Genomic DNA, 25983 nt, shown 5'->3' with positions numbered 1-25983 from the left:
GACGATGAATGTTTCTTCCCCTTATGAACATTCATGCTGCGGAGCCTGTCTTGAACATTGCCATGGCATTGTACTTTTTGGCGAATGTGCGGTGGTCCCGTGCCTGTTCTCCATGAATGTGTTGTACAAGCTTGTTTTCTCGGAGCGACGAGAGCAAGAGAGCGATTGAGGCTGTTTAAGCAACCTCATCTCCCAGCCGTTTGTCCGGCACCAGGTAGCCCTGCACGTAGTCGCGCACGGCTTCGGTAAGTGATGTGATCTCCGTATCAAATCCGGAGCCGCGCAGTTTGGCGATGTCGGCGCAGGTGTAGTATTGGTATTTCGACTGCAGGTGCTCGGGCATGTCGATGAACTCGATGTTGGGGGCTTTGCCGAGGGCAGTGAAGATGGCGGTGGCGAGTTCGACCCAGGTGTGGGCTTTGCCGGAGCCGAGATTGAAGAGGCCGCCGGCGGCAGGGGTTTCGGCGAGGTGGAGGGTCATGCGGATGGCATCCTTTACGTAGAGGAAGTCGCGCATCTGCTCGCCATCTTTGTAGTCGGGGCGGTGGGATTTGAAGAGCTGGACTTTGCCGGTGGCGAGGATCTGGCCGCAGGCTTTGTGCACGAGGCTGCGCATGTCCGCCTTGTGGTCTTCATTGGGGCCATAGACATTGAAGTATTTGAGGCCGACGATGTTCGGCAGCCAGCCTTCGCGCCGGGCGTGGAGGTCGAAGAGGTGCTTCGAGTAGCCGTACATGTTCAGCGGGCGCAGGGCGTGGATGTCGGGCATCTGGTCGTCCATGCCGTGGGCACCATCTCCATAGGTGGCGGCGGAGGAGGCGTAGACAAAGCGGGCCTGGGTGGCGAGGGACCACTGGCAGAGCTGCTTGGTGAACTCGTAGTTGTTCCGCATGAGGTAGTCGGCATCCCGCTCGGTGGTGGCGGAGCAGGCACCGAGGTGGAGGATGTGGTCAAAGCGGCCGAGCTTGCCGGGGCTGTGGATGACGGCCTGCAGGAGGTCGTTGCCGTCGATGTAGTCGGCGAATTTGAGCGGGACGAGATTCTTCCATTTTTCGTCGGTGCTGAGGCGGTCGCAGACGACGATGTTTTCGCAGCCGCGGCGGTTAAGCTCCCAGACGAGGGCGCTGCCGATGAATCCGGCTCCGCCGGTGATGAGGATGCGACTTTCCGTGTTTTTCATGAGCCCGTCTGGTAACGGGGGAAGCGGCGGGATTCAAGCTGGAGCTTGGAGCGCCCGCGTACCTGGCACATTGTGGATTCTCTCCGCACCGGATGGGAGCGCTGCTGACGGCGGAGAGCAGACGCAAAGATCAGGCCGCGAGGACTTCTGCTTCTGGTGAGGTGGAGAGCGTGGGGAGCTGCTCGCGCCAGAGGGCTGGATGGAGGAAAGTGCCACGGGGATCGCGATCCCACTCGCCTTCCCAGCCAATGACGGTCTCCATCACGATGGGATTGGGACACTGGATGGCGGGGTAGAGCCACTGTTGGTCTCCAACTACCAGCTTGGGAATCAATGCTTCACCGTGATATTCGATCTCCCAGCCAAGGAGGAGGGGTTCTTCATCGGTAAAGCCAGCCAGACCTTTGGGGTGCTCCACCCAGCCGACGAGGCCGCTGCTGTTCAGGGCATCCCAGACTTCCCGCATTTCCAAGTCCACCCTTACGGCGAAACCGCTGGTTTTGGCATGGCCGCCATTGATGGGATCACGGCTGACAAGGCCAAAGAGGATGCTGGTGGGGCAGTTTTCTGGGACGATGTCCACCTGAAACCCAAAGCGGATGGGGTGATCCGGCAGCAGAAGGCTTCCATAGCTTTGGACGTGGAAGCCTGTGAATGCTGGATCAGCAGCAGCGGAAGCGATGAGGGATTCCATAGAGTTCTAAAAATTTCGGGAAAGTTTATTAAAAATACTCTATTTTATTGAAAATTCAAACAGATTATTAAATAACGAGGAGCTTGTCACGGAAAATCTTTAAAACTCGCCCAGGAAGTAAGCGGAAGGGATGCCACGTGCACTGTGAATTATCGCTCATATTATGCCCTTGTAGCGGATTCCTGACTGGGACGCTATTGACGACGCTGCCAGCCTTGATACCAAGTAGGGCCTGTGGCACCTGCTTCATCGATCAACTGCGTCGAAACCGATCTCACGGCCGATTTTCGGGCTCAATTTCTCCTCTCCTACCAGCACATGCTGCTGGCCCGGGTGCTGGAGGAGAAGCTCGGAGCTCTTTACCGTGCAGGCGGGAGGATTGTGGGCGGGGTGTACCTAGGAAAAGGCCAGGAGGCATTCAGTGCGGCGCTGGGGGTGCAACTGCGGAAAGGGCAGGACATCTACGGCCCGCTGATCCGTGACCAAGCCGGCCGTCTGGCCTTCGGGGAGCCGATCATTGACTGCGTGCGCACGTATCTGGGGACTTCCACAGGCCCCATGCGGGGGCGCGATGGCAACATCCACCGCGGGCGTCCGAAGGAGGGTCTGCTGGCGATGATCAGCCATCTGGGGAGCCTGCTTTCCGTGGTGGCCGGCGGCTTGTTTGCACGGAGGCTGGCCGGGAACCTGGGAGACAGCGTGGGCGCCACCAGCATCGGCGATGGCGGCACCTCCACTGGGGCTTTTCATGAAGGTCTGAACATGGCGGCGGTGGAAAAACTGCCGATCATCATCAGTGTGGCGAACAATCAGTATGCCTACTCCACGCCAAACACCCGCCAGTATGCCTGCGAAAACCTGGTAGACCGTGCGGCGGGCTACGGCATCGAAGGCATGACGGTGGATGCCACGGACCTGGCGTCCTGCCTGAAGGCCTTCCGGACTGCCGTGGCCAGTGCACGGGCCGGGGGCGGACCGCAGATGATCGTGGGCACCCTGCTGCGACTGGCGGGGCACGGGGAGCATGATGATGCCTCCTACATCCCCGATGCCAAGCGCCAGGGAGGCTCCGCGCGGGACTGCCTGCAGGTGGCCGAAGACTTCGCCCGCGATCATGGCTGGATGTCCTCCGCGGACCTGCGCGAACTCAATGAGGAGGTGCGCCGCAACGTGGATCAAACCGTTTCCAAAGTGTCCAAAGAACCCGCTCCAGATCCCTTCAAAGAAAACTGGCAGGCCCTTTCCTGCGCCGAGCTCGTGGAGGGACAGCACGAGGCATGAGCATCACTTATCTCGAAGCCATCCGGGAGGCTCAGTATGAGGCTCTGCGCCACGATCCCTCCGTTTTCCTTTACGGGCAGGACATCGCCACTTTCGGCGGTGCGTTCAAGGCCACCAAGAACCTGAGCAAGGAGTTCCCGAACCGTGTGTTTGATTCTCCCATCAGCGAAGACGCCATGGTGGGCATGGCCGTGGGAGCGGCGGTCGAAGGGGCGCGGCCGATCGTGGAGATGCAGTTTGCCGATTTCTCCTCCGTCGGTTTCAATCAGATCATCAATCAGGCTGCCACGCTTTTCTGGCGCACGAATGTACCGTGCCCCATCACCATTCGCATGCCCTCCGGTGGCACGGCGGGCAGCGGTCCGTTTCACAGCCAGTCGATGGAGGCCATCTACGCGCATTATCCCGGGCTGGTGATCGTGACGCCCGCAACTGTGGAAGACGCCTACTGGATGCTGCTGGACAGCGTGACGCTGAATGATCCGGTGGTCTTCTGCGAGCACAAATTCCTCTACTACCATCTGAAAGCGGAGAGCATCGGCGACCGCGAACTGCCCATCGGCAAGGCACGCATCGCACGGCCCGGACGGCATGCGACGATCGTGACTTACAGCGCGATGGTGCATGAGGCGCTGCGTGCCGCCGAGGAGCTGCAGATGGATGGCTATCAAATCGAAGTCGTCGATCTGCGTTCGGTGAAACCTATGGATACGGACACGATCCTGGCCTCCGTGGCGCGCACGGGGCGCCTGCTGGCGCTGGGGGAGGCCTTTCCGTGGGGAGGCGTCACGGCGGAGATCATTGCCCGCGTCACCACGGACGGCTTCCACCTGCTGGATGCACCGCCGATGCGGCTGAACTCCCGCGACACGCCAATCCCGTACCACCCGAATCTGTGGAAGGCGCACCGGCCCACCACCTCCACGATCGCCGCCGCGCTACGCCGCCTGCTGCGTAATTAATTGAGCCCCTTTCTTTTCTGCTTCTAGCTTCAGTCATGCGAACGATCCCCATCTTGATGCCCCAGCTTGGCGAGTCCATCGCCGAAGCCACCATCATTCGAATCTTGGTTGAGCCAGGTCGTGCGGTGGAGGGGGGCTGTGATCTCTTCGAAGTCGAGACGAACAAAGCCACCATGGCCGTCACCGCGCCCTGCGCCGGAGTCGTGGGGCATATCGTGGCGACGACGCAGACGAGCTATGCCGTGGGCTCCACGCTGGCGGCGTTTGAGATCACTCCAGAGAACGCCCAGCTGCTGGGGCTTTCGGATGATGCCGAGCCTGCCGCTGCGGAGCCATGCGCGACGCGTGACCGCTCACAGGAGGTGGATAACCTGCATTTCAAAATCAGTGATAATGACGTCATCTCCACGCGTCAGCCGACGGTGGAGCCAGTCGTCGGCGGCCTGCCGGTGCCGGCGGGAGCCACGGGTGCCAGCTACATTTCCCCGCGCATGCGTGCTCGCATGCTGGAGCTGGGTTTGAATGCTTCAGACCTCGCAGGCGTGCCTGGTACTGGTGCGGGGGGCCGCGTGACGGTGGAGGACTTTGAGTCCTTCCTGCGCGGACTGGAGCAGCACCGAATGACACCTGCCTCTCCCATGCGCATTGCCGTGGCGGATTCCATGCGCCGCAGCTGGACGCGACCGCTGGCCACAGTGGGCAGCCCGATTATGCTGGATGCCATGCTGGCGCACCGTAAAAAGGCGGATCCGAAGCCCGGCCCCGCGCTGTACGTCATTCGTGCGCTGGCGCTGGCGCTGTCTGAAAACACCGCCTTTGCCGGACGACTGGTGGGAAATCGCATCGTGCATCCGCTGGCCATCGACATCGGCTTTGCGGTGGAGGTGGATGACGGCGTGATGGTGCCCACGCTGCGCGAGGTGGAGAAAACCCCTCTCGTGAAGCTGGTGCCCACATACAACAAGCTGGTGGAACAGGCACGCGCGCGCCGCCTGCCGAATGATGTGAAGCGCCCTGGCATCGCCACGGTGACGAATTTTGGAACCTTTGGCATCGTGTGGGCCACGCCCATTCCGCTGCCGGAGCAGAATCTTGTGCTTGGCCTTGGTGCCGGCAGCAAGGTGCCGCGCTGGAGCGAAGAGGTGAAGCAGTTTATCCCCGTGACGGAAGCGGAGCTGACGCTGAGCTTTGACCATCGTGTGCTGGATGGCGGCGGTGCCGGACGTCTGCTGAAACGCGTGGCCGAGCTGCTGCAAAAACCGGAGCTGCTTTAAAAGGTACGACGGGCATTCCTGCCTTTCGGTCAGCGCATTCGCCATCTCCCGCGCGTTCTTATTTATTCCAATCGCGAACGCTTATGCATGACAAACCCACCCTGCGCCAGGCCATGCGCGAAAGGCTGCGTGCGATGGACGAAGCCACGCGGAGCACGGCGAGTGTGCGCATCGCCGCACACCTCACGCAGCTCGCGGCTGCGTGGCGTGCGGGCGCTGTGGTGGCACTCTTTGGAGGGCTGAAGAATGAGCCTGACCTCGTGACGCATCTGCTGCCGGCGCTGCATGCGCTGGGCATGCGCACGTGTTTTTTCCAGATTGAACATCAAGCGCTGCAGCCTCGGCTGGTGAATGGCACGGGTGATCTGCAACGCGGACAGATGAACGTGTGGGAGCCGCAACCGCACTGTGAGGCGGTCGATGTGGCTGCGCTGGACATCATTTTGGTGCCTGGGCTTGCCTTTACGCGCGAGGGGAAGCGGCTGGGGCGTGGGGGCGGCTACTATGACCGCCTGCTGGCAGATCCAGGCTGCCGGGCGGAGCGTGTCGCAGTGGCCTTTGAGCTGCAGCTGGTGGATCACATCACCACCGAGTTTCACGACCAGCACATCCATCAAATCATCACCGAATCCGGCTTGATCCGGGTATGAGTGTCTGATTAGTGCGCAGTCGTCCTTTTTCACCTATGAAGCTCATCCTCGAAATCGTCCAGTCCGGCACCGCCTATCTGGAGAAGCGCAAGATCGAGGAGGCGCGGCTGAACATGGAGCACCTGCTGGCGCATGTGCTGGGCTGCCGACGGCTGGATCTGTATCTGCGCTTTGGTGAAGGCGTGCCCGAGCCGGAACTGGTGAAACTGCGCGAGCTGCTGAAGCGCCGTGGGGAAGGGGAGCCGCTGCAGCACCTGCTGGGCAGCGTGGAGTTCTGCGGGCATGAGCTGGTGAGTGATCACCGCGCTCTTGTGCCGCGTCCGGAGACGGAGACGCTGGTGGAGATGGTGCTGAAGAAGTTTGCCGCTGCGCCTGCGCGTGTGCTGGACATGGCCACGGGCTCGGGCTGCATTGGCCTAATCCTCGCGAAAGAGTGGCCGCTGAGCGAGGTGGTGCTGGCGGACATCAGTGAAGACGCGCTGGATCTGGCGCGGCTGAATGCCTCGCGGCTCGGAGCGAATGTGAAGTTTTTGCGCAGTGATCTATTTGAGAAAATCAGCGGCAGCTTTGATGTGATCGTGGCCAATTTGCCCTATATCCCGAGTGCGGAGATCCCGACGCTGAGTGCCGAGGTGAAGCGTGATCCCATTCTCGCACTCGATGGCGGGCCGGATGGACTGCGCATCGTGGAGCGGTTTCTGAAGGATGCGCTGCCGCATCTGAACACGGGAGCGCTGATTGCGCTGGAGGTGGGGCATGATCAGGGAGCGCCTGTTGCGACGAGATGCACCGAGCTGGGGTATCTGAATGCGAGTACCGCTGCCGATCTGGCGGGGATACACCGGTTTGTGTTTGCTGTGGCGCCGGTGAGGGTGGAGGTGGCTGAGGCCGAAGTTGTGGAGATCACGGAGTGAATGGCTCAAGCACCTTTCATTTGCGGTGATACCCGAGCTTTGTGAGCAGCATGGAGACGACCTCCAGCGCATAGGCATAACCTTCCGGCCTTTTGCTTCCACGTGGGCCGGCCACATTGAGGCTGTGGAGATTGCGGCTGTTGACAAAGCTCAGGGCAAGATCGGCTGCGCGCTCTGCGCTGATCTCCGCGCCATCGATCAGGCGGTAGGGACGGTGCAGCTTGATGCAGCGGGCCACGGTCAGCTCGGTGCCGCCTTCTAGTTCTTCAAAGTAGAGGATCAGTGTGCCGTCGGCATCGCAGAGATTCTGAATGGTGCGCTCTTTATAACCGCCCTCCTTCAATGCTTTCACAGGATAGTGCGTTGGAATGGGGCCGTCTTCATCGTGACGTCCTGCCGGCACCCAGCCTCCACAGGGAACGCCAAAGGCCAGGGCTGCATCCAGCGCGGCTCGGTCCACGCCTGTTTGCGCGCCTGAGATGATTTTGAAAATGGGCTTCTTCATTCGTCCTTCTATAACATGGCTGGATCTCTTCGCGGTCACTATTAAAGCCGTGCACCTGGCCTTACAGCTCTCCCATTCCACCTCTCTTGATCCACGCGTTCAGCGGTTCGAATTGAGACGCATCGAGGGAAATGCCGCAGCCGAAGGGGGCGGTGTTGACGGTGTGGAGGTCGATGGAGCCGTTTTGGATGTGGAGGGTGGGGAAGCCTTGGGGATGGCGATGGTATAATCCACCATGCGTGGTGAGGACGGAGTCCTGAGTGGCCGGGGAGTGCATGCTGAGGCCGCGGAAGTAGTGGTGGCCGTTGCGCTCGACATGGGTGATGCCGAGGAGGGCCATGACGCTGAGGTCCTGGAGGAGGGCGACGGGGCCGACGTTGGCGAGATCTTCTCCGCTGAGGATGGGGCCGCTGGGAATGGTGGCGGCGCGCTTTTTGAGCAGGGCGGCATTGGCGAGGCCTTTGACGATGCCTTTGCAGTTTTTGTAACTGGTGCCGCGATAGCCGAGATCGAGGGCGCGGGGGAGATCGGCGAGTGAGCCGTCGCTTTCATCAATGATCATGCCGGGGCCTTCATTCCAGGAGCGGAGAGTGGTGCCGACGTCATCGTGCAGGGCTTGGGTGCGATGCAGGGGCTGCTCGATAAGGAGGAGATTTTGGAAGAGGGGAGCGAGGGCGGGATCGGCGCGAAGCGTGGCGTAGAATTCGCGGAAGGAGGCGAGGTCGTAGAATTGCTCGTTGCCATCGAGCGTGGCGTGGAAGCCTGAGGAACAGTTCGTGGTGATGATGTGGGTAATCTCGCGCAGACGCGGGATGTCGATCTCGGGCTTGCCGCAGACTTTGATTTTGAAATAGCGCAGGCCGTAGGCGCGGATGGTTTCTTCCAGGGTATACGGGAGTCCGTCGTCCGGGCTGCCTTCGGCGGAGCTGAGGGCATCGCCGAGGCCGATGGTGTGGCGGGCGTGGACGTGGGAGAGGGGGGAGGGCGCGATGACATCGGAGACGCGCATGCCGCGCAGTTCTTCGCGAACAGCACCGAGATCGATGCCGAGGATGTCTGAGCGAAGGACGGCGTGCAGAGGCTGGCCGAGGGCTTTGCAGAGACCGTCGAGCACGGCGCGTTCGATGAGGCTGACGCCGAGATTGGCGAGGAGGGAGGGCGTTTCTTTGACGCGCGCCCAGCTCGACTGCTCGGTGTACAAGTTCTGCCACCAGGTGAAGAAGCCAGTGGGTTTTTCGGCGGCGAGGCGGGCGATGCGTGAGGCGTTTTGAATGACGGCGATCATCTCGGCGAGATCGATCTCGAAGAGCGTGTCGGGGTTTTTGGTGAACCACTTGGGAGGCAGGCCTTCGCTGGCGAGACCAGCGACAGCTTTGCCATCCACGACGACGTTTGCCGTGACGAAGAGGTGCGGCAGGGCGTTCATGCTCGCGATGCCGTACTTGAACGGGAATCGCGTGTGCATGGGCAACACGTGGAAGTGGAAGGAGTCGAGGGTGAAGGTCATGGCGGGCGGAAAATCGTACGCGTGCTCTTACTCGAAATCCCCCTTGATCCTAGCGCGTTGTTACAAGTTTCAGGTTACAAGTTTAAAGTGGTTGTGAATGCGGGGTTGTGGGTGTGGCGGTGCTTTCCAGACCGCCTAAAGGCGGGACTACAATACGGCGTTGGGTGGCTTGACTCCGCGACCTCCTCAGTTACTCATCGGCATGAACTGGACGAAAGCGCGCTGGATCCTGGCAGGGATCGTACTCCTGGTGAGTGTGTGGCTTATGTCCGCGGGATTGAAGGCTGGCGGCATCGGGGCTGCGTTTCCGGTGATTGGGAGTGCGCTGCTGTTTGTGACCTTCATCATCATGATCGCGCCGGATACGGCGGTGAAGGTTTCGGAGTGGATCGCGCGGCCGTTTGCGGCGCTGTTTTATCCGGATGATGAATTTGATAAGCCGCCGCTGTCATACGTGCTGGCGCGGAAGTACAGCCAGGAGCGCAAGGTGGAGTCGGCGGTGCAGGAGTATGAAAAGATCCTGTATTTTTACCCGGAGGAGCGGGATGCGTGTCGGGAACTGATTGAACTGGGGAAACGGGTGGGTGATGGGGAATTGACGGAAAAGTATGAGGAGGTGTGGAGGGAGAGGTTTGAAAATGAGTCCGGGCAGAACGACGAGATGAACAAAGATCAGGCGTGAGAGCAGAAAGAGCGCCATGCGCTGGGAGTGTGAGTTGCGATGGCAAAGTGGAATGTTGGGGCAGCATGTTCAGCATTGCCCGCGATGTGGCTTTTTGCTAAGCCTCGTGGTATGACGAGCACTTCAAAAGCGGAGCATCAGGCTGTCCGCGTGGACGAGCTGGACGGACTGAGAGGGCTGCTCTCTGTCTGGGTGGCCCTGGCGCATATGTTTTGCTGGTCCGGGTTCTGGGAATCTGTCAGCGGGCCGGGCCTGTTGAAAGACATCTGGGAAGAGTTCGTGGGGGCTGGCTCGGCGGTGGACGCATTCATCATCCTCAGCGGCTTTGCGATTTCGTTTTTGCTATCCCGGCGTCAGGAGTCCTACGGGCGCTTCATGCGAGGGCGGTTCTTTCGCATTTACCCGGTCTATCTTGTCTGCCTTGTCTTGGGGACGGTGGCGGCTCTTTGGTTGACACCCTTTGTGCTAAGCACGGCCGCCTGGCGCAACGCGACTGTGTATTTTGAGTGGAACCGCGACCTTTCCCTCAGCGAAACGTCCGCGACTGGTCTGCACGCGTTCTGGCACCTGACGTTGCTCAATGGCGTTCTTCCGAAATCTGTCCTCAGCAACAGCACCGGGACACTGCTGGGGCCTGCGTGGAGCATCACTCTGGAGTGGCAGTATTATCTGGTGGCTCCGCTGCTGGCTCGCGTAATTCGCTCGGGCACCGGGACGCTGTTTCTCGTGGCGCTGAGCTGGGTGGGTTCGCGATTGTTTGGCCCCGGCAATCCTCAGTATGCTTTTCTGCTGCATCAGCTTCCGCTGTTTCTCGTCGGGATCGGCAGCTTTCATCTCTATGAGATGTTTGCGGCCTCACGGCACGAGCGATCCAGGGCCTTCGCCATTCCCGTGGCTGCGGTTCTGGCCCTGGGCTTTCTGACACGCTGGCATGCGGTGGCGCTGACGCTGTGGGCGCTGGCGTTTGGCTGCATTTTTGTGCAAGGCGATGATCTGTTTTCCCGGTTTCTCGCCATGGTTCGCTCCGCGCTGCGTCATCGCTGGCTGCAGTGGCTGGGGCATATATCCTATCCGCTGTATCTGGTGCACTGGCCGATGATCATCGGCTTTCTCGCGATGATACTGCGTTGGAATCCGAATGTCTCATCCCGAGACACTCTGCTGCTGCTCATCTTCGTCGGCTTTCCTTTGATCCTGCTGGTGGCAGTGGCGCTGCATGTGGGCATTGAGCGCCCCATGATGAATCTGGGGCGGCGTTTGGATCGCGGGAAATAGGGGTGATATGCTGCCAATCGGTCCCCATTGTGCGAGAGACGCGGAGCGGCAGGAACGAGGACGAGTTCGAGTAGGAGGACGAGGACGATGCAGCTTCGGCGGGGTGCCTTGACTGCTTGACGACTTTTTGACTCAAGGGTGCGCTGTCCAGAACGAGCTAAAGCTCTGGAGTACTTTGCGATTTACACCAACGCCGCGGGAGTTTGTTCTTCGAGTTCTTCGATGGCGGTCAGGCGGGCCTGTTCTTCGTCGAGGTCTTCGTTGACGGGGATGGTGTCGGGAGGTGTGTCGTCGGAGGCATCGGCTTCGGCGTCGGAATCGCCTTCGGACTTTTTCTTGCGCTTCTGCTGGTTGGGGGCTTCGAGGGCGAGTTCCTGGGCGGATTTTTCCAGGGTGCGGGTGTCTTCCGTGGTCATGCGGACGCCGACGGGCTTGCTGACGCCGAACTCCTGCATGGTGACGCCGTAGATCACATCGGCGCGGCTCATGGTGCGCTTGTTGTGGGTGACGATGATGAACTGGGAGTTGTCGATGAAGCTGTCGAGCATCTTGAGGAAGCGGCCGATGTTGGTTTCATCGAGAGGAGCGTCAAGCTCATCGAGAACGCAGAAGGGGCTGGGCTTGACCTGGTAGATGGAGAAGAGCAGGGCGACGGCGGTCATGCTGCGCTCGCCACCGGAAAGGAGGCTGATGGTCTGCAGCTTTTTGCCCGGGGGCTTGGCGATGATTTCGATGCCGGACTCGAGCGGATCGTTTTCATCGACGAGCATGAGGTCGGCCTTGGCGGCGGGGCCGAAGAGTTCGCGGAAGTTGTTGTTAAAGAAGCCGCGCACCTGCTCAAATGTTTCCACAAACATGGTCTTTGTGGTCTCATTGATCTTGGCGATGACCTGCAGCAGTTCGTCCTTGGATTTGACGAGGTCGTTGTGCTGGGTGTCGAGGAAGTTGTGGCGCTCTTCGAGTTCTTCGAACTCCTGGATGGCGTCGAGGTTCACGGGGCCGATGCCTTCGAGCTTCTGGCGGAGTTCATAGACGACTTCCATGACGAAGGCCCAGTCCGGCTCGGCTTCCTGGCCGGGGATGACGACGTCGTCGATGTCCACGGCATCGTCATCGCGATTGGAGACGGCGCGGACCTGCGGCACTTCTTCAGCTTCGGCTTCTTCGGCGGGATCTTCGTTGGAGGCTTCGGCGCCATCGTTCGCCGCGCTGCTCTCGGCTGCGCTGGCGGCACCTTTTTTGCCACGGTTGCGGTTCTTCTTCTGCTCCTCGATGGTGACCATCAGCACGTGGTAGTCAGGCTCGAAGGCTTCGATGTGGAAGCTGTAACGCTCCTGCACCTGATTGATGAGATTTTCGAGGCGAAGGTCCACGCGGGTGAGCGAGACTTCGGCGCGGTTGCGGGATTCATTGAGGCCATTGAAGCTCTGGCGCAGCTGAGTGAGCTGGGCTTCGAGCTGGCTGACCTGCTCAAACAATCCGGCGCGTTCTTCGGTCTTGGACTGAAGGTGTTCTTCGATGGCGCCGATGGTGTCGCGCTGGGAGGCAATCTGCTCTTCAAAGCGGGCGTTTTCCGCCTCGCTCTGCTGGATGCGCATGCGCCAGGTGTTCATCTCCTCGGCGAAGCGGTTGATGCCGGACTGGAGCTCCTGCAGGCGCATGCCGAGCGGGGCCTTCTGGCGCTCGATGGAATGGAGGGCGCTCTGCTCAAGGGCAAGGGCGGTGCGCAGTTCATTGAGGCGCTCGCTGGACTCAAGTTCGCGGCGGAGGAAGGACTCCATTTCGAGTTCAAGCTCGGCTTCGCGAATGCGCGAGGTTTCGAGCTGCTCCTGCGCGATGGCCACGGCCTCGCGGAGCTGAGTGATCTGGCTCTCGGAACCGCTGATGCGCTCCTGGATCTGGTTCTGGTCCCACTCGACGCTTTCGAGCTTGGCGGTGGCCTGCTGCAGGGCGCGCTGGACGACGCTGATCTTGCCCTGGAACTGGGAGAAGCCTTCGCGAGCGCGCTGGGACTGCTCGCGCAGGGAGACTTCCTCGCGCTGCATTTCTTCGAGCTGCGTGGAGATGCTGTTCACCACGTCTTCCTTCTCCATGTACTGGTATTCGAGGGCTTCGACTTCACTGCGAAGCTGGCGGACCTCGGCCTCGCGACGCAGGGTGGACGAGCCTTCTTCCTTGGCGGCACCGCCGGTGATGATGCCGTCATGCGTGATGAACTCGCCGCGCATGGTGGCGATGGCGAGGTGGGGCATCTCGCGCTTCATGCGCAGGGCGGTGTGGAGATCGTCCACGACGACGACGTTGTGCAGAAGATGGTCGAGAAGGCCCTGCACGCCGGTCTTCACGCGCACTTTGTCCGTGGCCCAGGCGATGGCGCCCGCGGGGAGAAGTTCGCGATCGGAGGCGCTGCGAAGATTGCAGAAATCATGCGGCACCAAAGCAGCGCGGCCCATCTTGTGATCGGTGAGGCGGTCGATGATCTGCGCGGCAAGTTCGCTTTCGGTGAGAAGCACGGCCTGCAGGTGATCTTTGAGCGCGGCTTCGATTGGCGTGATGAATTCAGGCTCCACTTCGATGCTGGAGGCGAGGAGGCCGCGCACGCCGACGGAATAGACTTCGGGATTGTCGAGGCCGCTGATGACCTTCTGCGTGCCGGCGGAGAGGCCTTCGCCCTTTTGCAGAAGCTGCTCGATGATTTCCAGGCGTGACTTGCGCTGCGTGAGGTTGCGCTGGAGGTCGTTCAGCTCGTTGTTCATCGCGTCGCGCTGGCGGCGGCGTTCGATCATTTCGCGGGCGCAGTCCTTGGCCTTTTCTTCAAGCTGATTGCGGGTGTCCTCCAGCTCCTGAATCTGGCGCTGCAGTTCGTCGAATTCGATCTGGCTCACCTCGCGTGCCTGCGAGGCGGTCATGCGATCATGCGAGAGGGATTCGTGGCGCTGGCGGTCGCCGGAGATCTGGCTGCCGAGCGACTGGGCGCGGGCTTCGCTGGAGGCGATCTGGCCTTCAAACTGGCGGATGGATTCGCGGATGGCGCGGCGGTCGCTTTCCAGGCGGTTGCGCTCTGGCAGGATGCTCTGGTGCTGGCTGGCGTGCTCGTTCATGGCGAGCTGGCGCATCTGGATGTTGTCCGTGATGGCGAGAAGCTGCTCATCGGCATTGGCGAGATCGCGGCGGGCCTGATCGAGCAGTTCTTCGTTGTTGGCGATCTGCTCTTCGTTCTGGCGGATGCGGCCTTCCAGCTCCTCGCTGCGCTCGCGGTTGAAGCCGAGGCGGCTCTGCGCGCTCTGCATCTGGGAACGAAGCTCCTGCGCCTGCTGGCGTGCCTGGGAGATCTGGGACTCGAGCGCGTGGTAGGCCTCGCGGGTCTGCGCGGCTTCCGTTTCGGCGACCTGCAGCTTGCTTTGAAGCTGCTCGATCTGCTGCGCCATCATGCGCACCTGATTTTCGGCCTCGGATTTTTCTCCGGCAAATTCGGTGTACTGCTTGTGTGCGAGGTGAGTGTCCAGCAGGCGGGTGTCTTCCAGCAGCGTCTGGTAGCGGCGCGCCTTGGCGGCCTGGCGCTGGAGGGTGCCCATCTGGCGCTTCACTTCGGCGATGATGTCGGCGACGCGAAGGAGATTGGCTTCCGTGTATTCCAGCTTGCGCAGGGCTTCACGCTTCTGCGACTTGAACTTGGTGATGCCGGCAGCTTCTTCGAAAACCGTACGACGGTCTTCGGGCTTGGAGCTGAGAAGCATGTCGATCTGGCCCTGCGCCATGATGGAGTAGGCGGCGCGGCCGATGCCGGTGCCGGCGATGAGATCGTGGATGTCTTTGAGACGGCAGATGGTGTTGTTGAGGCGATATTCGCTGCGGCCATCGCGGAAGACGCGGCGGGTGAGGGCGACTTCATTGAAATCGACGTTCAGCGACTGCTCGCAGTCCGCCATGGTGAGAGTGACTTCGGCGAGGCCCACGGGCTTGCGTTTGTCAGTGCCATTGAAGATGACGTCGGCCATTTCATCGCCGCGCAGAGCTTTGGCGGAGGTTTCCCCAAGCACCCAGCGGATGGCATCGACGACATTCGATTTGCCGCAGCCGTTTGGGCCCACGATGCCGGTGACGCCTTTGTGGAACTCGAAGTGAGTCTTGTCGGCAAAGGATTTGAAGCCGTGGAGGGTGAGGCTTTTGAGGTACATGGCGGTGAGAAATGACGAATGACGAAAACCGAAAAACGAAAGGCACTACGGGTGCCGGGTGGGACAGAACCATTTCACGCCGGATGCCCGCAAGAGTGAACCCAAAATTCCACGTTATCTTGGGGATCGTTAAGACATCTTAAACAAGATGTGGGATTTTTCAGGGCGTTTTTCCTGTGAATAATGGTAGCGGGTGTGAACAAGTTTTCAAGGGGGTGGTTTGGGACGTAGGTTGGGCGTGTTTGGCGCGCAGGGTTTTCGTTGGGGCTGTTGGGATCTTCGCCAAATCGCCCGACTTTGGGCGGCAGCGAGCTAGGTGGCGTCATCATGCGCTCATGGACGGGCGGGCTGTCGCCACGCACGTCCTACGGTAGGATTGGCACGCTACGGCTGATTCGGCACGCTCGCCTTTAATACACCGCCTTGCGGTGAAACAGAAAGCTCTCCGCCAGCAGCAAAGCCAGCGCGAGCCAGATGAGGCGCTTGGGCCAGGTGCTGAAGGCGCTGGCGGTGATGATGGGGGCGGGGGGCTGGAGGGATTGGGGGCCGCCGGGGGCGAGGGCTGGGAGACTTGTTTCCGAATCGGAAATGAGGGCGCAGGTGCCGGTGCGGTCTCCGGTTTCCCAGCTGCCGATGCGGGTGAGGGCGAGCAGGCCGTGGGCGGGATCGTCGGAGACTTCGGTGAACGTGTCGCCGTTCCAGGCGTGCCACTGCACGAGGGAGTCGGTGTGGAGCATTTCGCCGGTGTGCAGGGTGCGCATGTCGGCGAGGGCTTCGCTGTCTTCGGCGCACCAGTAGAGGGCATTGCCGAGGATGAGAGGAAAGGAGGGAAGGAGCGCGAGCTGCTCGGACTGAGAAGGGGAGAAGGCGGTGACGACGAGGCGCTGGCCGGAGGTTTCCCCGGCGGCAAGAACGGGCTCGCTGCCGGTGATCCACAGCGGCTCGATGGAGGTGGGAAGATCGAGCACGGTGGTCTGGGTGACGGCGATGCGGCTGCTGCTGGCGCGGAAGAGCACGGGGTGGTCTGGCTGGACGGTGCGCACGGCATCGTGGGGGATGCTGCTGATGGTGCGGGTACGCAGCGGGCCGGAGCTGCCCTGCGGTGTGAGTGCGATGACGGGGCGGTCCGCGGGCCACTCCTTGGGCAGCCAGTGCTCGAAGACATAGACGTCCGGCTTTTCCTTGGGCGGCCATGCGGAGCGATCTCCTTTGCGCATTTCGATGCGGCCGGTCTCGATGAGGGAGGAAAGGGCGAGCGCGGTGAAGGGGTCGGGCTTGTCGGCGAAATAGGCGACACTGAGGGGCTTGGTTTTTGGCAGCGGGGCGGCAAGAGCATTGTCCCAGCTGAAGCAGTCGCCGGCGGCTTTCACGCGCACTTCCAGCTGCTGGCCGCGCACGCCTTCCAGAGGGAGAATGAGCGCGGTGGATTCCCCGGGCGCGAGGTCCATGTCTCGCAACTGGGCGATGCGTCCGGCGATGGAGATTTCGAGCGTGGCGGTGGTCTTGTCTTTGTTGCTGGCGGCGGCGCTGACTTTGACGAAGGCCTCGTAGCGATCACGCGCGAGGGGACTGTGGCGGATCTGGAAGCCGGTGATGCCGACATTGACGGGGTCTTGCAAAGCCACGGGGATCCAATCGACGGTGGTGTCAGCAGGCGGTGTGGCATCGGTGGCGAGCCAGATGCGGGAGTGGGATTCGAGATCGGCGAGGCGCTGGGCGACTGTCAATGCGGCCTCCGGTTTGCCTTCGATGGGCAGAGGGATGAGTTCTTCAAGCAGGCGCAGGCATTCGCGGTGGTTGCGGCTGCGGGAGAGGAGGACGCGGGCGCGTGAGTCAAAGGCGATGAGTGATACCACGGCCTGGTCTGGCAGGGAGCGGATGCGCTCCTTCACGCGCTGTTTGGCCAGGGCGAGGCGCGTCTGCCCTTGCACGTCTGTGGCCGACATGGAGGCGGAGCAGTCCACCACCATGACGACGGCGCTGACCGAGTCTGCCGAGAGGTTTCCACTGGGCCGCGCGAGTGCGAAGATGGCGAAGAACAGCACCAGCAGCGTGAGCAGCAGGGAGAGCCATTTTTTAATGCGGCGCAGCCAGGCAGACTCCTGATGCTCCCGCGCGAGTGATTTGAAAAACAGCAGCGTGGACACCGGCACCCGCTTCGCCTGCCGGCGGAAGAGCCACAGCACCAGCGGGATCAGCGCGAGCCAGAGGAGGTGCAGGTAGCTGGGGGAAAGAAAGCGCATTCAGGAGGAGCAGACGGGAGAGTGGCCGCAAAGAGACGCAAAAAGAAGCAAAAAAGTCGAAGAGTTGCTGTGGAGTGTCCGATCCGGATCGTAGGCTGGGTGTGTTTGGCGTGCGGGGTTTCCTCAGGGGCTGCTGTTCTCTCCGCCAAACCGCCCGACTATTGGCGGCACCGAGTCATGGGGCGTCATCACGCGCTGACGGACGGGCGGGCTGTCGCCACGCCCATCCTACGGCTCGCCGGGGCCCTCACTTCCGCAGCTCGTCCAGCGCCTGCTTCAGGTGGCCTTCGTGGACGTCCTTGCTCACATAGGCTTCGCCGATCTTGCGGAGGAGGACGAAGCGGATCTTGCCGTTTTCGTATTTTTTGTCGGTGCGGGTGATGCGCATGATTTCCTCCGTGTCGAGGTCGTCGGGCAGGCGGATGGGGAGGTCGCAGAGGCGGAGCAGGGCGAGGATGCGCTCGTAGTCGTCGCTGGTGAGATCGCTGACCTGCATGGAAAGCCAGGCGGCGGCGCGCAGGCCGAGGCTGATGGCCTCTCCGTGCAGCAGCCGGCCGTAGCCTGCGGCAGCCTCGATGGCATGGCCAAGGGTGTGGCCGAAATTCAGCAGGGCGCGGGTGCCGATGGTCTCGTACTCATCCGCCTCGACGATGACGGCTTTGATGGAAATATTGCGGCGGATGAGGGCCACGATGTCGCCTTTGCCCGCGGCGATGTCTTCGATGGCCTTGAACATGGAGGCATCGCGAATGCAGGCGTGCTTGATGATTTCGGCAAAGCCTTCATTCCACTCGCGGGTGGGCAGGGAGCTGAGGGTGTCGAGATCGGCGATGACGTGGGTCGGTTGGTGGAAGCAGCCGACCATGTTTTTGGCATTCGGGAGGTTCACGCCGGTCTTGCCACCCACGGAGCTGTCCACCTGGGAGAGCACGGTGGTGGGCACCTGCACGTAGGGCACGCCGCGCTGGTACACGGACGCGCAGAAGCCCGCGAGATCGCCAATGACGCCGCCGCCGAGGGCGACGACGAAGCTTTTGCGGTCCAGGCCAAAGCGCACCATCTCGCCGAGCACGGACTCGCTCCAGGAGAGGGACTTGGAAGACTCGCCGGCAGGGACGGTGATGAGGTTCGGCTTTTTGCCCACGGCACGCAGGCTCTGCATCACCGTCTCGGCATACAGCGGGCCGACGTTGGAGTCGGTGACGACGGCGCAGGTGGTGCGGTCCGGCATCTTCTTGTTGATCTCCTCACCGAGCGTTTTGAGCAAATCGCGACCGACCTGAACGAGGTAACTGCGTGGACCTAGATTGACGAAGACGGGGCGTGCGGGCTGGACGGGCGGAGGCATGGAAAAAGTTCGAAAAGATGGGGTAGCGCGTACTCTGCCGCCGGAACGGAATCGAGGCAAATCGTTTGGAAGCAGCGTTCGCGCCGAAACCACGTGATCTGGCGCTTGGCGTAATGCCGGGTGGCCTGCTGGATGGCGGCGATCGTGTCCGGGAGGGAGACCTGTCCGTCGAGACAGGCACGCACCTCACGCACGCCGATGGCCTTTTCTGCGGTGGGGGAGAGATGCTGCAGGGCGGCGACCTCCTCGATCAACCCGGCATCAAACATGGTCTGCGTGCGCCGGTTGATGCGATCGTACAGCTTCGCGCGGTCCCACTCGAGGATGACGCCATTCACCTGAGGCTCAGCCTGCTCAAACGAGCGGCGCAGGCCGGACTGGGGGCGCCCGGTGAGCAGGCAGATCTCCAGCGCGCGCTCGACGTAGCGGGGATTGCGCAGGTTCACGGTGGTGGCCGCTTCGGGATCGCGCTGCAGCAGCCATACGATTTTTTCGCCGGGACTGAGATGTTTGAAGCGCTCGCGTATTTGTGGCGAAGCGGCTGGCAAAGGGGAGAGGCCGTGGGTGAGGGCCTTGACGTAAAGGCCGGAGCCGCCGACGACGATGGGGACGCGGCGGCGCGAGGCGATCTCCTCGATCACAGGCAATGCCAGCGCGTGGTAGCGCGCGGCATCGCAGGCCTCGGAGAGAGGGAGCACGCCGTAGAGGTGGTGCGGCACCCGCGCCATGTCCGCCGGTTGCGGCTTGGCTGTGAGGATGTCCATGCCCGCGTAGAGCTGAAAGGCGTCCGCATTCACGATCTCCCCGCCCACATGCTCCGCCAAGGCGATGGCCAAAGCGGATTTGCCCGAGGCCGTGGGTCCGGTGATGAAGAAGGTGCTGGCTGGAAGCATGTGTGGGCGCAGCGCAGTCTGCGTCAGAATTTGCTTTCGATCTTGCGGCCCACGTGCTCGATGCCCTGGCCCGTTTTGTAGATGGCGTGGTCCACACCACGTCCCGCGCGCGTCATGGGTCCGCCGCTGCCCCGGCAGGAAGAAAGGGAGAAAACAACGGCGACGGTGAGGATGGAAGCGATGATTTTCATGACAGGCGGAGGGTAGTGCAGGGGGAGCCGCGGCTCAAGTGGGGAGGATGGGAAAAGCAGAAGGGGTGGGGTCGACTTTCCCGTCCGCAATAGCGCCGCGCAACAGCGGCAAACGCGGGTGCTGTGGAACGAGAAGAGCGGAATGGCGACGCAGCGCGCTGGGTGGAGAGATTTCGCTCACTCCTCATCGTACCACGGCAGGTTCTGCACGCGCAGCGCCCAGTCTTCGTGCAAAGGAGAGCCGTAGGGCGCATGAGGGAGCCGGGTGCCGCCTGCTTCCAGACGAACGTCCTGCTCGTCCAGGTAGGCCAGCACATCATGCGTGGCGGCCTCGGCCGTGGAGATCATGATGGCGCGGATGGCATCGCGAATGTCCTCCGGCAAGGCGTCGAGCTTTCCGGCATGCTCGCGCGGCCATTCTCCGGAGCTGAAAGCCTGGAGCCGGTAGGTCAGAGTTCCGCGGCGGGAAATCAGGCCGTCGATGAAAGCTTTGTAGGCGGTAAGTTCGGAGGGAGTGCTCATGTAGAAGGAGGTTTTCTTGAAGACACCATGCCGTAAGAGCGAGGGCCTGGGTCACCTTTTTTCAAAACAACCGCCTGCAGGCCTGCTGGTCTGGCGGTGTGGAGGAACGTCAGCAACATCAACCCTATCAACGGCACCCCAATTCCTCGCACACCCTGCTGGCGCGGAAACTCACGTCTGCTGCGCTGGGAGAGGAGAGGGATCATCCTGATCCCCGGCACATTTTTCGTCGATTCAGTTTCTCAAGCTGTGTGGCACCCGTCGTACTTGGCCATGCGGGGTTGTGCGTGAAAGCGGAGTGCTGGGGGATCAGGATGATCCCCCTCCTAAGGGGCCGCGCGGCGGCCTGCTGGGCTGTAAACCATGGCAACTTGAGCACCTCGAGAAGTTGCCATGAGGTGTGCATCTCACGCCCAGAAAACTGCGCCTGCGTGCCATCTGCTGCCTCTGCTTTCCTTCTGTTTCCACCGTGAGCATGGCTGTTTGGCGGCGATACAGTGAAAGTTGCCGAGTTTCCACACCTAAGCACGGCAACTTGGCAACTCGGCGGGCACGGGGCAGGCGGGTACGAGTGAGCCTCTTGGAGTGCGGTCGCGAAGATGCAAGGCGCAGCCCTGCATCGGAGCTACCGCTTTCGCCGGGTATAGGATGCGCTACGGACTCAGCTTCCTCGCTCACGCGGTATGCGTCAGTATACCGGAGTTATCCCTCGCTGCCGCTGCGTTTCTTGATCTCGGCGAATGCATGGGCCAGGGCTTTGTTGGCAAGGGCTTCGGCTTCGTCTGGGAGGACGGGTTCGGTGTAGAGTCTGTCGATCAACAGCATATTGCCAACTTTGATCGTGTAGCGAAATTCAGAAAACGTTATTCTTGCCTCTATGTTAAAGTCGAAATGATCTAGTGCTTGGCCGCGAAATGAGTGGAAAGAATGCTGTGCGATAAAGATGAAATCTCTGTCGGCATTTTGAACCATGAATTTCAAAGTGCTCAGGGGATTGCTCCCCGCGGCAGAAACTCTTGGTTGAACCTGCACCGAATAATCTGCGAAAAGTGGCGCTAGCTTGCCGAATTTTTCCCCCAAGTTGTCAACGAACTTGCCGAGTCCCAAGTCAATCAGCTCGCGTAGCACCTGCTCCGAACGTTTTTTCACCTTGTCGAGAGAACCGGTCTGATTCCTCACAAAGATCGCGATCTCCTTTTCCAGATCACTTGGCTCCTCAATGCTCTCACCTCTGGCGGCCTTGATGCCGAGTTGCATGGACCACTCCAGGCGGCGCTGGAGGTAGGACATGAGGGAGGAGAGTTCGCCAGCATCGGCCAGGCGAAGGGCGGTGAGGTAGTCTTCTTTTTCTCCGGTGGGAACGATGAGCGGCAGATAACCCCTGCGCATGAGCACATAGTTCACCAGCAGGCGGGCCACGCGTCCGTTGCCGTCGTCAAAGGGATGGATGAGAACGAAGTCGTGGTGCAGTTTGGCAACGCAGGCGGCGATGGGGAGGGTGGGGGATGCCAGCTCCTGCTGAAGCCATGCCACCAGGGCGCTCATGCGCGGCGGCGTGTCCTCCACGCTGGCAAACAGGAAGGTGCCACCACCTGGCAGTCGCACGTTGTTGGGTGTCGTTTTGTACTGACCGGGTATGATTTCTTTGCGCGTGCTCTGGCCATCGGGTGTCTCGGCAGCCTTCCAGAAGGACTCTTTGAGGATGATCTTGTTCAGGTCGCGGATGTCGCCCTCGGTGATCACGCGGCCATGATCTGCGGCGATTGTGCGCACGTGCTCAATGCCCACATCATGGGCTTTCATCTCCAGATACTCACGGTGACTGTGGTTGCCGGTGGTGCGGTCATGCAGCAGGAGCAACTCGGTCTCGCCATAGGTCAGGGTGTTGCCTTCGATATGGTTGGAGTGGTAGTTCCACTCCAGGCGCAGCTTCTTCCAAAGGCGTGCCTCATTCTCCGCCGTCAGCGGCTGGAGGGCCTGCCATTCATCCCGCAGGGCGTCGAGGGACTGGATCTCTGTGTGCATGGGGCAGGGAAGCCGGAGATGGAAGGGGATGCCAATGGAAAAGCGGGGAAAGTTGGGTGGCTGTGGCAGGTGAGGAATATGATATTCTTGATGTTACTGATGTCTCTCCTGAACGGGCAGACCGCGCGGATGCCGCCCCGGTGCGGTCGTTCGAGCTTCGCCTCGAAATGCTCACAGAGTGGGTGTGAGTCGGAAACCACGGCAACTTGCGGACGAGGAAGAGTTGCCGCGGAGAGGAGCTGATCGAGGGTGAAAAGATGTTATTTATTGCTGCTTATTGCCATGAAATGCCACGTGGTGCCCTTCGTTGCGCAGGATACTGAGCGTCAGGGGATGCAAGTTGCCGAGTTGCCGTGCTTAGGTGTGGAAACTCGGCAACTTCGGTCAGAGGGGAGGGGGGATGCTCCACCGCGGCGCTGAATTGAGGGAGGGGGAGCGGTCTGCAGCGCGGGAAGGACCAGCCTGCATCAAACCCTCGCAAACGATCGCCAACGATTGCAAACCTTCTGGGGCATGCGGCGCGCCATAATCGAGGACGAACAGAGCTTCCTCACGGTGGCACCGTAAACGAGCCGCCGCAGGTGGTGGCGATCTGGTTGAGCAGGGAAGGGGTGTCGCTGCCGGGGACGGTTTCCTCCCCGATGCTGATGGTGTGGATGCGCACCTTGTACTGCGCGTGGATGCGCTGGGCGTAGTCGAGCACCTGGAGCGGGGTGCCATCGCTGGGCTGGCCGTCGCTGAGAAAGTAGATGGAGTCGATGGCACCATCCGGGACCATGCGGGTGAGGGCGAGATTGAAGACTTCGCACATGGGCGTGCCGCCGCCGGCCTGGATGCGTTCCACAAACTGCTCGGCCTGGCGGTGGTTTTTGTCATCGTTCAGCGCCATGCCCTTGGCGGGGAAGCAGGAGTCCACCTGTGAGCCGAAGGTGACGATGCCGTAGCGCAGCCGGGCGGATTTGTTTTGCAGCGCGGTGAGGAGGTTGCCCATCTGCGCCTTGAGCTTGCCGATGCGGTCGTCCCGGTTCATGCTGCCGCTCACGTCCAGGATGAAGAGCGCGCCTTTGCTGCGGATTTCCAGGCCGTAGAAAGAGCCCATGTTGTTGATGACGACGGCGTCGTCCAGGGGCTTGAGCAGCTTCTGCGTCTTGAGAAATTCGGCGTAGTCGCTGCGGGCCAGCATTTTCCACGGAATGTTGGCGCCCTGGGCGGTGATCCATTCCTTCCACTTGTCCGGGTCATCGCCGAAATCCTGGCCGGTAAGCTGATACAGCGAGCAATGCACGGCTTCGCCGATGGTTTCGTCGTTCAGAAAGGGCACGAGAGACTGCAGGGCCACGGGGCTGCGCATGCCGCCCATGGCTTCGGCGGCGCAGGCGCGCATGACGTGTGGGAGGGCTGGGTCCAGCAGTTCCGCCACCCGGGCCACGACGATGTCCGGATTGTCCTGAAAGCCCCCCAGCGCGCGGGCGGCCAGGGCGATGCGGGCGGGATCTTTCACAGTCGAAAGCGGGGCCTTGGCCTGGCTCAGCATGTTCCAGAAGTAGGTCCGGGCCTCCCTCAGGCGAATCCCTGAAAAGAACATCAGTTCGTCGTCATCGCAGGCCTGATGTTTGACCAGCCAGTCCATCAGCGCCTTGCGTCCGTCTCCGGCGGGCCAGGCGGCCACAATTTCTGCCAGGCGCAGCTTGATGCCGATGCCGGTGCGCTTGTCGCTGATCAGCGAAAGCACGGCTTCTCCGGCCTGTTTGTGCGCGTACAGATCTTTCAACGGCGTCAGGGCCTCCTGAACGCCATTGCGGGCGTTTTTAACGATGCCCTTCAGCGCTGTGCCCGGGTCTTCCGCTGCATGCAGGCACGGGGCCGCCAGGGCGACCGCTATGCAGCATGAAACGAGTGTGCGCATGTCCCAGGCGTGGGTGACGATCTACTTGGCGTCCGTTTTTGGCTTGCCCACCTTCGCTTCCAGCTTGCTCAGCAGCTCAGGATCATAGCCCACGAAGCGGGCGGCCTCCTTGCCCTCGCTGTCCAGCAGGACGATGGTGGGATAGCCATTGACGTTGTATTTTCTCCCCAGTTCCTTGTTTTGCGCCTCGGTTTTCTTGGGAAGGGGCGTGTTGTGGGGGAAATCCAGCTCCACCAGGATGAGATTGGCCTTGGCGAACTTCTTGAAGGCGGGCTTGGAAAAGACTTCGGCGTCCAGCTTCATGCAGTAGCCGCACCAGTCGGAGCCGGTGAAGTCCAGCAGCACCATTTTTTTGGATTCCTTGGCCTTGGCGAGAGATTTTTCATAATCGTCATCCCAGCCGGTTTTGGCGGAGAGGGAAGTGGCGACCATGAAGAGGGAGAATGCGGAGAGCAGCCAGGTTTTCATAGGGATAAGGATGGGATAGACATCCGGACAAGGCAGTATGTGCCGACCGGGCACTCCGCCAAGCCTAAAATGCGGTGGCAAGAAGGTGCGGACGGCGTAAAAATTCCAAATCTTTCGAAAACAACCCAAATAGTCTTTGACAGAAAGGCGCACTGTCCTAAGCTCGGACCACTTTTTCGGAAAAAGCCGGGGTGTACTGTCTCCTGACGCCAGTCATTTGGAGATTTGCATATCCCGGTTTTCTTGTCGAAAGAGGAGGAGGTTTCTCACGAAGCCGCCGCCGGTTACGCTGTTATAGCTCAGTGGTAGAGCACGTCCTTGGTAAGGACGAGGTCGAGGGTTCAAGTCCCTCTAACAGCTCCAGCGGCAGTACGTGGGGATCTTCGAAACACGACAAACGAACTTAGTCCCAAGCGCACCCCCTCAACTAATCCACCCACATGGCTAAAGAAGCATTCCAACGCAACAAGCCGCACGTCAACATCGGCACGATTGGCCACGTTGACCACGGCAAGACCACCCTGACCGCCGCCATCACGACTGTCCTTTCCAAGAAAGGCTTCGCTCAGGCCAAGGCTTACGATCAAATCGACGCAGCTCCTGAAGAAAAGGAACGCGGCATCACGATCAACACCGCCCACGTGGAATATGAAACCGACAAGCGCCACTACGCACACGTGGACTGCCCCGGCCATGCTGACTATGTGAAGAACATGATCACCGGCGCCGCCCAGATGGACGGAGCGATCCTCGTGGTCTCCGCCGCTGACGGCCCGATGCCCCAGACCCGTGAGCACATCCTGCTTGCCCGTCAGGTCGGCGTGCCCGCCCTCGTGGTGTTCATGAACAAGGTGGACATGGTGGACGATCCAGAACTCCTCGACCTCGTGGAGATGGAAGTTCGCGACCTCCTTTCCAAGTATGACTTCCCAGGTGACGAAATCCCGATCGTGAAGGGTTCCGCTCTGAAGGCCGCCGAAGGCGACCCGACCCACGAAGCCAACATCCACAAGCTCATGGACGCCGTGGACAGCTACATCCCGCTGCCAGAGCGCCCGATCGACAAGGACTTCCTCATGCCCGTGGAAGACGTGTTCGCCATCGAAGGTCGCGGTACCGTCTGCACCGGCCGTGTCGAGCGTGGCATCATCAAGAAGATGTCCGAAGTGGAAATCGTCGGCATCCGTCCGACCGTCAAGACCACCGTCACCGACATTGAAATGTTCCGCAAGCTGCTCGACGAAGGTCGTGCTGGCGACAACGTGGGCCTTCTGCTTCGCGGCAC

General features: G+C 61.0%; 21 protein-coding genes and 1 tRNA gene. 9 read left to right on the top strand and 13 right to left on the bottom strand.

Annotated elements, in window-relative coordinates; translation table 11 throughout:
* Positions 1-175 precede the first annotated feature (175 nt).
* Both rfaD and ACILSO_RS12150 read right to left on the bottom strand, forming a co-directional pair.
* Entirely contained in the window at positions 176-1180 is a 1005-nt protein-coding gene (rfaD, locus tag ACILSO_RS12155; protein ID WP_395737679.1) for an ADP-glyceromanno-heptose 6-epimerase, read from the bottom strand.
* 130 nt (positions 1181-1310) lie between these two features.
* A complete protein-coding gene (locus ACILSO_RS12150) occupies positions 1311-1874 on the bottom strand; it encodes a hypothetical protein (RefSeq protein WP_395737678.1) in 564 nt (187 codons plus the stop codon).
* A gap of 234 nt (positions 1875-2108) precedes the next feature.
* Here ACILSO_RS12150 and ACILSO_RS12145 point away from each other — a divergent pair, with 234 nt between their 5' ends.
* From ACILSO_RS12145 to prmC, 5 genes are all read left to right on the top strand, one after another.
* A complete protein-coding gene (locus ACILSO_RS12145) occupies positions 2109-3155 on the top strand; it encodes a thiamine pyrophosphate-dependent dehydrogenase E1 component subunit alpha (RefSeq protein ID WP_395737677.1) in 1047 nt (348 codons plus the stop codon).
* Entirely contained in the window at positions 3152-4117 is a 966-nt protein-coding gene (locus tag ACILSO_RS12140; RefSeq protein WP_395737676.1) for an alpha-ketoacid dehydrogenase subunit beta, read from the top strand. The genes ACILSO_RS12145 and ACILSO_RS12140 overlap by 4 nt, the downstream gene beginning before the upstream one ends.
* A gap of 35 nt (positions 4118-4152) precedes the next feature.
* Positions 4153-5391 carry a 2-oxo acid dehydrogenase subunit E2 gene (locus tag ACILSO_RS12135; protein WP_395737675.1) on the top strand — a complete coding sequence of 413 codons (1239 nt, stop codon included), beginning with the start codon at positions 4153-4155 and terminating at the stop codon, positions 5389-5391.
* An 83-nt stretch (positions 5392-5474) separates the two neighbouring features.
* Positions 5475-6041, top strand: a complete 567-nt coding sequence (locus tag ACILSO_RS12130) for a 5-formyltetrahydrofolate cyclo-ligase (RefSeq protein WP_395737674.1) — start codon at positions 5475-5477, stop codon at positions 6039-6041.
* A gap of 35 nt (positions 6042-6076) precedes the next feature.
* Positions 6077-6955, top strand: coding sequence for a peptide chain release factor N(5)-glutamine methyltransferase (gene prmC, locus ACILSO_RS12125; RefSeq protein WP_395737673.1), 879 nt, complete (start codon positions 6077-6079; stop codon positions 6953-6955).
* A 16-nt stretch (positions 6956-6971) separates the two neighbouring features.
* Here prmC and ACILSO_RS12120 read toward each other — a convergent pair whose 3' ends face one another.
* Both ACILSO_RS12120 and ACILSO_RS12115 read right to left on the bottom strand, forming a co-directional pair.
* Positions 6972-7460, bottom strand: a complete 489-nt coding sequence (locus ACILSO_RS12120; protein WP_395737672.1) for a YpsA SLOG family protein — start codon at positions 7458-7460, stop codon at positions 6972-6974.
* A 61-nt stretch (positions 7461-7521) separates the two neighbouring features.
* Positions 7522-8967: a hypothetical protein gene (locus ACILSO_RS12115; protein WP_395737671.1), complete on the bottom strand. Its 1446-nt coding sequence runs from the start codon at positions 8965-8967 to the stop codon at positions 7522-7524.
* 202 nt (positions 8968-9169) lie between these two features.
* Here ACILSO_RS12115 and ACILSO_RS12110 point away from each other — a divergent pair, with 202 nt between their 5' ends.
* Positions 9170-9649 carry a hypothetical protein gene (locus ACILSO_RS12110; protein WP_395737670.1) on the top strand — a complete coding sequence of 160 codons (480 nt, stop codon included), beginning with the start codon at positions 9170-9172 and terminating at the stop codon, positions 9647-9649.
* Between the two features lie 111 nt (positions 9650-9760).
* Positions 9761-10924 carry an acyltransferase family protein gene (locus ACILSO_RS12105; protein ID WP_395737669.1) on the top strand — a complete coding sequence of 388 codons (1164 nt, stop codon included), beginning with the start codon at positions 9761-9763 and terminating at the stop codon, positions 10922-10924.
* 182 nt (positions 10925-11106) lie between these two features.
* On the opposite strand, the gene smc is transcribed toward ACILSO_RS12105, so the two are convergent.
* The 9 genes from smc to ACILSO_RS12060 form a co-directional block, all read right to left on the bottom strand.
* On the bottom strand, positions 11107-15102 hold the full coding sequence (smc, locus tag ACILSO_RS12100) for a chromosome segregation protein SMC (RefSeq protein WP_395737668.1): 3996 nt from the start codon (positions 15100-15102) through the stop codon (positions 11107-11109).
* 410 nt (positions 15103-15512) lie between these two features.
* Positions 15513-17345, bottom strand: coding sequence for a BatA and WFA domain-containing protein (locus ACILSO_RS12095; protein WP_395737667.1), 1833 nt, complete (start codon positions 17343-17345; stop codon positions 15513-15515).
* Positions 17346-17592: 247 nt separating this feature from the next.
* Positions 17593-18693: a 3-dehydroquinate synthase gene (aroB, locus tag ACILSO_RS12090; protein ID WP_395737666.1), complete on the bottom strand. Its 1101-nt coding sequence runs from the start codon at positions 18691-18693 to the stop codon at positions 17593-17595.
* The gene (gene miaA / locus ACILSO_RS12085) at positions 18648-19586 is read right to left on the bottom strand and encodes a tRNA (adenosine(37)-N6)-dimethylallyltransferase MiaA (RefSeq protein ID WP_395737665.1); all 939 of its coding nucleotides are present in this window, start codon (positions 19584-19586) and stop codon (positions 18648-18650) included. Before miaA ends, aroB begins: the two co-directional genes overlap by 46 nt.
* Before the next feature lie 23 nt (positions 19587-19609).
* Complete coding sequence (locus tag ACILSO_RS12080; protein WP_395737664.1) at positions 19610-19777, bottom strand: hypothetical protein; 168 nt, start codon at positions 19775-19777, stop codon at positions 19610-19612.
* A gap of 177 nt (positions 19778-19954) precedes the next feature.
* Positions 19955-20299: a DUF6547 family protein gene (locus ACILSO_RS12075; RefSeq protein WP_395737663.1), complete on the bottom strand. Its 345-nt coding sequence runs from the start codon at positions 20297-20299 to the stop codon at positions 19955-19957.
* Between the two features lie 702 nt (positions 20300-21001).
* Complete coding sequence (locus ACILSO_RS12070) at positions 21002-22324, bottom strand: Fic family protein (protein WP_395737662.1); 1323 nt, start codon at positions 22322-22324, stop codon at positions 21002-21004.
* A gap of 550 nt (positions 22325-22874) precedes the next feature.
* A complete protein-coding gene (locus ACILSO_RS12065) occupies positions 22875-24230 on the bottom strand; it encodes a VWA domain-containing protein (RefSeq protein ID WP_395737661.1) in 1356 nt (451 codons plus the stop codon).
* 21 nt (positions 24231-24251) lie between these two features.
* The gene (locus ACILSO_RS12060) at positions 24252-24698 is read right to left on the bottom strand and encodes a thioredoxin family protein (protein WP_395737660.1); all 447 of its coding nucleotides are present in this window, start codon (positions 24696-24698) and stop codon (positions 24252-24254) included.
* Positions 24699-24986: 288 nt separating this feature from the next.
* Between ACILSO_RS12060 and ACILSO_RS12055 the strand changes: the two genes are divergently transcribed.
* Together ACILSO_RS12055 and tuf are read left to right on the top strand one after the other, a co-directional pair.
* Positions 24987-25061, top strand: a tRNA-Thr gene (locus tag ACILSO_RS12055).
* Between the two features lie 77 nt (positions 25062-25138).
* Positions 25139-25983: elongation factor Tu (tuf, locus tag ACILSO_RS12050; protein WP_395737659.1), on the top strand; the 845-nt coding region annotated here is incomplete at its 3' end.

It is taken from the genome of Prosthecobacter sp. (assembly GCF_044226605.1).
In the GTDB taxonomy this organism is placed as follows: Bacteria; Verrucomicrobiota; Verrucomicrobiia; order Verrucomicrobiales; family Verrucomicrobiaceae; genus Prosthecobacter.
The sequence above is the reverse complement of the archived record's forward strand: the minus strand, read 5'-3'. Positions and strand labels throughout refer to the sequence as shown.

Bases quoted from the DNA above. Each gene is read 5' to 3' on its own strand.
- rfaD (WP_395737679.1), bottom strand. From the start codon at position 1,180: ATGAAAAACACGGAAAGTCGCATCCTCATCACCGGCGGAGCCGGATTC.
- ACILSO_RS12150 (WP_395737678.1), bottom strand. From the start codon at position 1,874: ATGGAATCCCTCATCGCTTCCGCTGCTGCTGATCCAGCATTCACAGGC.
- ACILSO_RS12140 (WP_395737676.1), top strand. From the start codon at position 3,152: ATGAGCATCACTTATCTCGAAGCCATCCGGGAGGCTCAGTATGAGGCT.
- ACILSO_RS12135 (WP_395737675.1), top strand. From the start codon at position 4,153: ATGCGAACGATCCCCATCTTGATGCCCCAGCTTGGCGAGTCCATCGCC.
- ACILSO_RS12130 (WP_395737674.1), top strand. From the start codon at position 5,475: ATGCATGACAAACCCACCCTGCGCCAGGCCATGCGCGAAAGGCTGCGT.
- prmC (WP_395737673.1), top strand. From the start codon at position 6,077: ATGAAGCTCATCCTCGAAATCGTCCAGTCCGGCACCGCCTATCTGGAG.
- ACILSO_RS12120 (WP_395737672.1), bottom strand. From the start codon at position 7,460: ATGAAGAAGCCCATTTTCAAAATCATCTCAGGCGCGCAAACAGGCGTG.
- ACILSO_RS12115 (WP_395737671.1), bottom strand. From the start codon at position 8,967: ATGACCTTCACCCTCGACTCCTTCCACTTCCACGTGTTGCCCATGCAC.
- ACILSO_RS12110 (WP_395737670.1), top strand. From the start codon at position 9,170: ATGAACTGGACGAAAGCGCGCTGGATCCTGGCAGGGATCGTACTCCTG.
- ACILSO_RS12105 (WP_395737669.1), top strand. From the start codon at position 9,761: ATGACGAGCACTTCAAAAGCGGAGCATCAGGCTGTCCGCGTGGACGAG.
- smc (WP_395737668.1), bottom strand. From the start codon at position 15,102: ATGTACCTCAAAAGCCTCACCCTCCACGGCTTCAAATCCTTTGCCGAC.
- ACILSO_RS12095 (WP_395737667.1), bottom strand. From the start codon at position 17,345: ATGCGCTTTCTTTCCCCCAGCTACCTGCACCTCCTCTGGCTCGCGCTG.
- aroB (WP_395737666.1), bottom strand. From the start codon at position 18,693: ATGCCTCCGCCCGTCCAGCCCGCACGCCCCGTCTTCGTCAATCTAGGT.
- miaA (WP_395737665.1), bottom strand. From the start codon at position 19,586: ATGCTTCCAGCCAGCACCTTCTTCATCACCGGACCCACGGCCTCGGGC.
- ACILSO_RS12080 (WP_395737664.1), bottom strand. From the start codon at position 19,777: ATGAAAATCATCGCTTCCATCCTCACCGTCGCCGTTGTTTTCTCCCTT.
- ACILSO_RS12075 (WP_395737663.1), bottom strand. From the start codon at position 20,299: ATGAGCACTCCCTCCGAACTTACCGCCTACAAAGCTTTCATCGACGGC.
- ACILSO_RS12070 (WP_395737662.1), bottom strand. From the start codon at position 22,324: ATGCACACAGAGATCCAGTCCCTCGACGCCCTGCGGGATGAATGGCAG.
- ACILSO_RS12065 (WP_395737661.1), bottom strand. From the start codon at position 24,230: ATGCGCACACTCGTTTCATGCTGCATAGCGGTCGCCCTGGCGGCCCCG.
- ACILSO_RS12060 (WP_395737660.1), bottom strand. From the start codon at position 24,698: ATGAAAACCTGGCTGCTCTCCGCATTCTCCCTCTTCATGGTCGCCACT.